The 5,557-nt window shown below is 76.7% G+C and carries 2 protein-coding genes and 1 pseudogene; all 3 read left to right on the top strand.

All coding sequences use genetic code 11. From position 1 onward, the window contains the following. Positions 1 to 1,385, top strand: a pseudogene (locus C1I97_RS40225) (hypothetical protein); the annotation flags it as partial. Further along, positions 1,298 to 3,577, top strand: a complete 2,280-nt coding sequence (locus C1I97_RS30195) for a TOMM precursor leader peptide-binding protein (RefSeq protein WP_111006278.1) — start codon at positions 1,298 to 1,300, stop codon at positions 3,575 to 3,577. The pseudogene C1I97_RS40225 and the gene C1I97_RS30195, both read left to right, overlap by 88 nt. Then, positions 3,567 to 5,537, top strand: coding sequence for a TOMM precursor leader peptide-binding protein (locus C1I97_RS30190; RefSeq protein ID WP_111006277.1), 1,971 nt, complete (start codon positions 3,567 to 3,569; stop codon positions 5,535 to 5,537). Before C1I97_RS30195 ends, C1I97_RS30190 begins: the two co-directional genes overlap by 11 nt. The last annotated feature ends 20 nt before the right edge of the window (positions 5,538 to 5,557 follow it).

Raw genomic sequence — 5,557 nt, 5'->3', positions numbered from 1 at the left:
GCCGGACCCGCCGGGTCCGGCCCACCCGCCGGGTCCGGCTGCCCCGCGTCCCCGGCTTCACCGGGCGCACCCGTGAGACCGCCGACCTGGTGAGCCATCTGAGAGGCGGCGGCCGGAGGGACGGGCGGGCGGACGCCGCCCCGGTGATCGCGGTGATCTCCGGCGGCCCCGGCATGGGCAAGACCGCGCTGGCCCTGCACGCCGCGCGGCTGGTGGCGGACCGGTACCCCGCGGGCGGCGTGCTGCTGCCGCTGACCGGGCCCGACGGTACGCCACGTCCCGCCGACGAGGCGGCCGCCGAACTGCGCTCCCTGCTCCCCTCCGGTACGTCCCCCGCATCGTGCCTGGTGATACTCGACGACGTCGTGCACCCGGACCAGGTGCGCGGGCTGCTCGACGTGACCGGCTGCGGCGCCGTCGTCGTCACCAGCCGTATGAAACTGGCCGCCCTGGTCGCCACGCACGGCCCGACGGTGCTGCAGCTGGGCGCCCTGCCGCCGCAGGAGTCCCACATGCTCCTCACCTCCGTCCTGGGTCATGAGCGGGTGGCGGCCGAGGCCACGGCCACACGAACCCTCACGGACCTGTGCGGGCATGTCCCACTGGCCCTGCGGATCGTCGCGGCCCGACTGCTGACCCGGCCGAAGCTGCGCCTGGCGGACTACGCCGCGTGGCTGCGGCGGGACCTGCCCGCCCGGCTGGCGCTGCCCGACGACGCCCGGATGTCCGTGCCCCTGGCCCTCGACGGGGCCCTGGACCGGCTGCCCACCCCGCTGGCCGACGCGCATCTGCGCCTGGCGCGGCTGAACGGGCGGATCACCGCACCGGACGCGGCCGCCACCCTCCTCGTCCCCGAGACACACGCCGAGGAGCTGCTCGAACGGCTCCTCGACACCGGGCTCCTCGACGAGGAACAGCCGGGGACCCTCCGTACGAACGCGCCGTTCCGCGCCCACGCGCTGCACAGGGTCGCCCGGAGCGGCGACATCCCGCCGCAGGCCGTCGTCGCCACGGCCCGGCACGCGCTTCCGTCCGGCGCCACCCGACGGCCTGGAGCCACCCGACGGCCCGGAGCCACCCGACGGCCCGGAGCCACCCGACGGCCCGGCGCCACCCGACGGTCCGGAGCCACCCGACGACCCGGCGCCATCCGACGGCCCCGGCGCCGCCGCGCGGAACACGGCCCCGCGCGGAACACGGCCCAGCCCGGCCGGCTCGCGCCGCCAACGCCCCGCCCTTTCCCACCTGTTCAGCCCCGAACGGCCGACAGGCCCCGACCCGGAGGTGCGATCCCCGCATGCCCACGACGCCGTACGAGGAGACCGCCGGCACCCGGCCCAGGGCGCGCCGCGACGTGCTGTTCACCGAGACGCCGGGCGGCGTGATCTTCCACAACGCCGACGGTGGTTTCCAGCTCAGTTCCCCGTCCGCCTACCGGTTCGCCACCCTCCTCGTCCCGCACCTGGACGGGAGCCGGACCGTGGCGGAGATCTGCGCGGGCTTCAAGGACCCGCAGAAGGCGATGGTGGGCGGCCTGGTCAAGGCGCTGTACGCCCGCGGGTTCGCCCGGCCCGTGCCGGACCCCGCCGAGCAGAGACCGGGCCCCTCCGTGGAACCGGCGGTCGCCGCCCGCTTCGGGCAGCAGATCGCGTACATCGACCACTACGCCGACGGTGCCGAGAGCAGATTCGCCGCGTTCCGCGGCACCCGTGTCGCCGTGCTCGGCGACGGCCCGGTCGCCCGCTGGTGCGCGCTCTCCCTGATCCGCAACGGCTGCGCCTTCGTCGGTGTGGAGGCCGCTCTGGCCGAAGGCCCCGCCACCGCCGCGGAGTTCGGCGCGCTCCGGGCCGAGGCGGCGGAGCTCACCGCGCAGGGCAGCCCGGCCGAGGTGGCGGTGCTGCCGGGCGCCGGGTCCGGCGCGGCGGGCGACTGGAGCGCGTACGAGGGCTACGACGTGGTGATCGCCGCCTGTGGCCGCGACGCCTTCCGGACCGCGATCGCCCTGCTCGGCCAGGGCGTTCCGGACGGCCGCCTCCTGCTCCCCGCCTGGACCTTCGGCGACCGGGCGGTGGTCGGGCCGGTCGGCGCCCCGGACTGCGACGGATGCCTGGCCTGCGCGGCGCTGCGGCTCGGCGCGACGGGGGACGCGGCGGTCGCGGCCGACCTCTGGAGCGGCCTGGCCCTGGGAGGCGCCGCCGGCCCCGGCCCGCGCGGCCCGCTCGCCGCGATGCTCGGCAACCTGCTCGGCTACGAGGTGTTCCGGCTGGTCACCAAGGCGCTGCCGGCCGAGACGCGGGGACAGGTGCTGCTGCAGGACATGGCCTCCTTCGACGTCCTGGCGGAGCGGCTGCTGCCCCACCCGCGCTGCCCGTTCTGCCGGGCCCGGCCCGGCTCTCCCGAGCCGGTCGACCTGACCGCGGCCCCCGAGCGGCCCGCCTTCCAGCCGGTCGTCGCCGCCGCCCCGGACGACGGCGCGACCGAGGGGCCGCTCGCCGAGCTCGACCGCCGCTCGCTCGCCGTCCGGCCGTCCGTCGGGGTCTTCACCCGGTACGCGGACGAACCGGTCACCCAGACCCCGCTGAAGGTCGGCGCCGTGGAGGTCTGCCTGGGTGCGGCCGGGACCCGGACCATCGCCGCGTTCGACGTCCAGCACACCGCGGGCGCCCGCCTGCGGGCCCTCGACGCCGCCGCCGAGGTCTACGCCGAGCACGTGGTGCCCGTCTTCCCGGCTCCGGAGGACACCTCCCGCGCGGAGGCGCCACCGCGGGTGCACCCGGACGCGCTGACCACCGCCACCGGCGCCGGGGGCGACCCGGTCGCCTCCTGGGTCCTGGCCACGTCGCTGCTGACCAAGGAACAGACGCTGGTGCCGGCCGGCGCCGTGCGGCCCTTCGGGCCGGACAACCAGGACCGCCGCTTCGAGCCGTCCCGCGCCGGGGCCGGGGCGGGCGGCGGCCTGCCGGAGGCCGCGGCGGCCGGCCTGCTGTCCGCGCTCGCCCACGACGCGCTGCGGCACTCCGTGCGAGGGGCCGGGCGGACGACGGTGATCCCCCCGGCCGAGTTCGCCGACGACCCCGAGGCGGCCTTCCTGCTGCGTTCCGCCGGACACCTGGAGCTGGACGTCGAACTCCTCGACCTCGGGGAGGCGGACCGCACCGGGGTGTCCGTCGTGCTGGCCAGGACCCGGCCGGCCGAGCCGGACGAGGCGGACGAGGCGGACGAGGCGGACGAGCCGGTCCGCTGGGCCACCGGCGCCGCCCTGGACCGGGTGGCCGCGGCCACCGACGCGCTGCGCGACCTGCTCGGCACGGTCCAGCTCGCCGCGGAGGAGGTGCTGGGCGCGCCCGACACCGGTGCCCCGCTGCTGGCCGACCTGGACGCGGCCCTGATCCCGGTCACGGCCGAGGACGGCGGCGCCACCGGCCCGTCCCCGGTGACCTGGCCGGAGGTCCTGGAACGCCTGGCCGCCGCCGGGCGTGACGCCCTCGTCGTGCCCACGCACGCGGCCGACCTGCCCGCCGCCGGCATCCACACCGTCCGGGTCCTGCTCACCAAGGCGGCCGACGATGACCGCTGACCTCGTCGAGGCCACCGCCGTCGGGGCCGGGGAGCCGCGGCGCGAGGCGTGCCGCCTCTTCGCCGAGGAACTCCGCCGTGCTCTGGCGGAACTGCCGTCCGAGCCGGGCCGCGAGGTTCCCGGCATCACGGTCACCGCCCTCGGCGTGCGGGACGCCTTCGCCGCCCCCGGTTGCGCCGAGGACGCCTCGCGTTCCACGCTCCCCGTGCACCTGTACAGCCGGCAGGTGATGGTCGGCCCCTGGCCCACGAAGGGGCGGGCCGGCTGCGCCGACTGTCTGCGGCGCCGCTGGCAGGGGGTGCGCTCGGTCGGTCTGCGGGAGGGCCTCGAACTGCGCGGCGGCACCCGGGAGGCGGGGCCCTGGCCCTACCGGGTGCCGTTCGCCGCGCAGGCCGTCGCCGCGCTGATCGCCCGGCTCGGCGCCGCGTCCACCGGCCGGGCTCCCCGGGACGACCGGCGGCCGTTCCCCGACGTATGGCTGGTGGACCTGGAAAACCTGACGGTCCGTCACCATCCGCTGGTGCCCGAGCCGGACTGCCCCGGCTGCGGTACTCCGGAGCCGGTGACCGCCGACTCGGCCGCCCTCGTCCTGCGGTCCGCGCCCAAGTACCGGCCGGGCGTCAGCAGGGTCCGGCCGGTGGACGCGTACGGCCTCCAGGTGGATGCGTTCGCCAACCCCCACTGGGGCGCCGTCGGGCCGTCGGTGGTGTGCGACGTCACCTCGCCGACCACCTCGGCCACCGTGGGCTGCTTCTCCAGCCGCTCCGGCGACTACCTGCGGGAGACCTTCTGGGGCGGTCACGCCGACACGTACCACGCCAGCACCCGGATCGGTCTGCTGGAGGGCCTCGAGCGCTTCGCCGGGATGCGCGCCCGGGGCCGCGCCCTCACCCTGACCGCCTCCCTGGACGAGCTCGGGCCGGACGCCGTCGACCCGCGCGAGACCGGCCTGTACACGGACGACTTCCACCGGGCCAACCCGTGGGTGCCGCCGTTCACCCCGGACCGGCCCATCCCCTGGGAGTGGGGCTGGTCGCTGCGGGACGCGCGACCCGTGCTGGTGCCGTCGCGGCTGGTCTACTACAGCATCCCGACGGCCGGCGACAACTTCGTCTTCGAGTGCTCCAACGGCTGTGCCATCGGCGGCTGCCTGGAGGAGGCGGTCCTGGGCGGCCTGCTCGAACTCGTCGAGCGCGACTCCTTCCTGAACGGCTGGTACGGCGCGGCCCGGCTGCCCCGTATCGACCTGGGGACGGTCGGCAGTCCCACGGCCGCCGCCATGGCCGAGCGGGCCGCCCTGCAGGGCTACGACGTGCACGTCTTCGACAACCGGATCGACCTGGCGATCCCGGCCGTCACCGTGGTCGGCGTCCGCCGGGACGGGGGCCCGGGCACCCTGTCCTTCGCGGCCGCCGCCTCGCTGGATCCGAGGTCCGCGGTCGAGGGGGCGCTGTCCGAAGTGCTGAGCTACATCCCGCACCTGGCCCGGCAGACCGCCGAGCGCCGCGGCGAACTGGACGCCATGGCCGACGACTTCTTCCTGGTGCGCCATCTGAAGGACCACCCCCAGCTCTACGGGCTGCCCCGCATGGCCGAGTGCGCGCGCGGCTACCTGGAGCCGTCCGAGGCCCGCCCCTTCGACGAGGTGTACCGGGACTGGGAGCGCCACGGCCGCCCCCGCGCCGGCGACCTGCGCGACGACGTCGCCGTGGTCAGGGACGAACTCGTCCGGGCGGGCCATGACGTCGTCGTCGTCGACCAGACCTCGCCCGAGCAGGAGCGGATGGGGCTGCGGACGGTCAGTACGGTGGTGCCGGGACTGCTGCCGATCGACTTCGGCTGGAACCGGCAGCGGGCCCTGCTGATGCCCCGGCTGCGCACCGCGCTGCGACGCGGCGGACACCGGGACCGCGACCTCACCGACGCGGAGATCCGCCGGGCCCCGCACCCATTCCCCTGAAGCCCGCCTCCCCACCCGGG

Origin of the sequence: Streptomyces sp. NTH33 (assembly GCF_003236365.1) — a bacterium.
In the GTDB taxonomy this organism is placed as follows: domain Bacteria; phylum Actinomycetota; class Actinomycetes; order Streptomycetales; family Streptomycetaceae; genus Streptomyces.
Note: the sequence above shows the minus strand (reverse complement) of the source record. Positions and strands in the feature narration are given on the sequence as shown.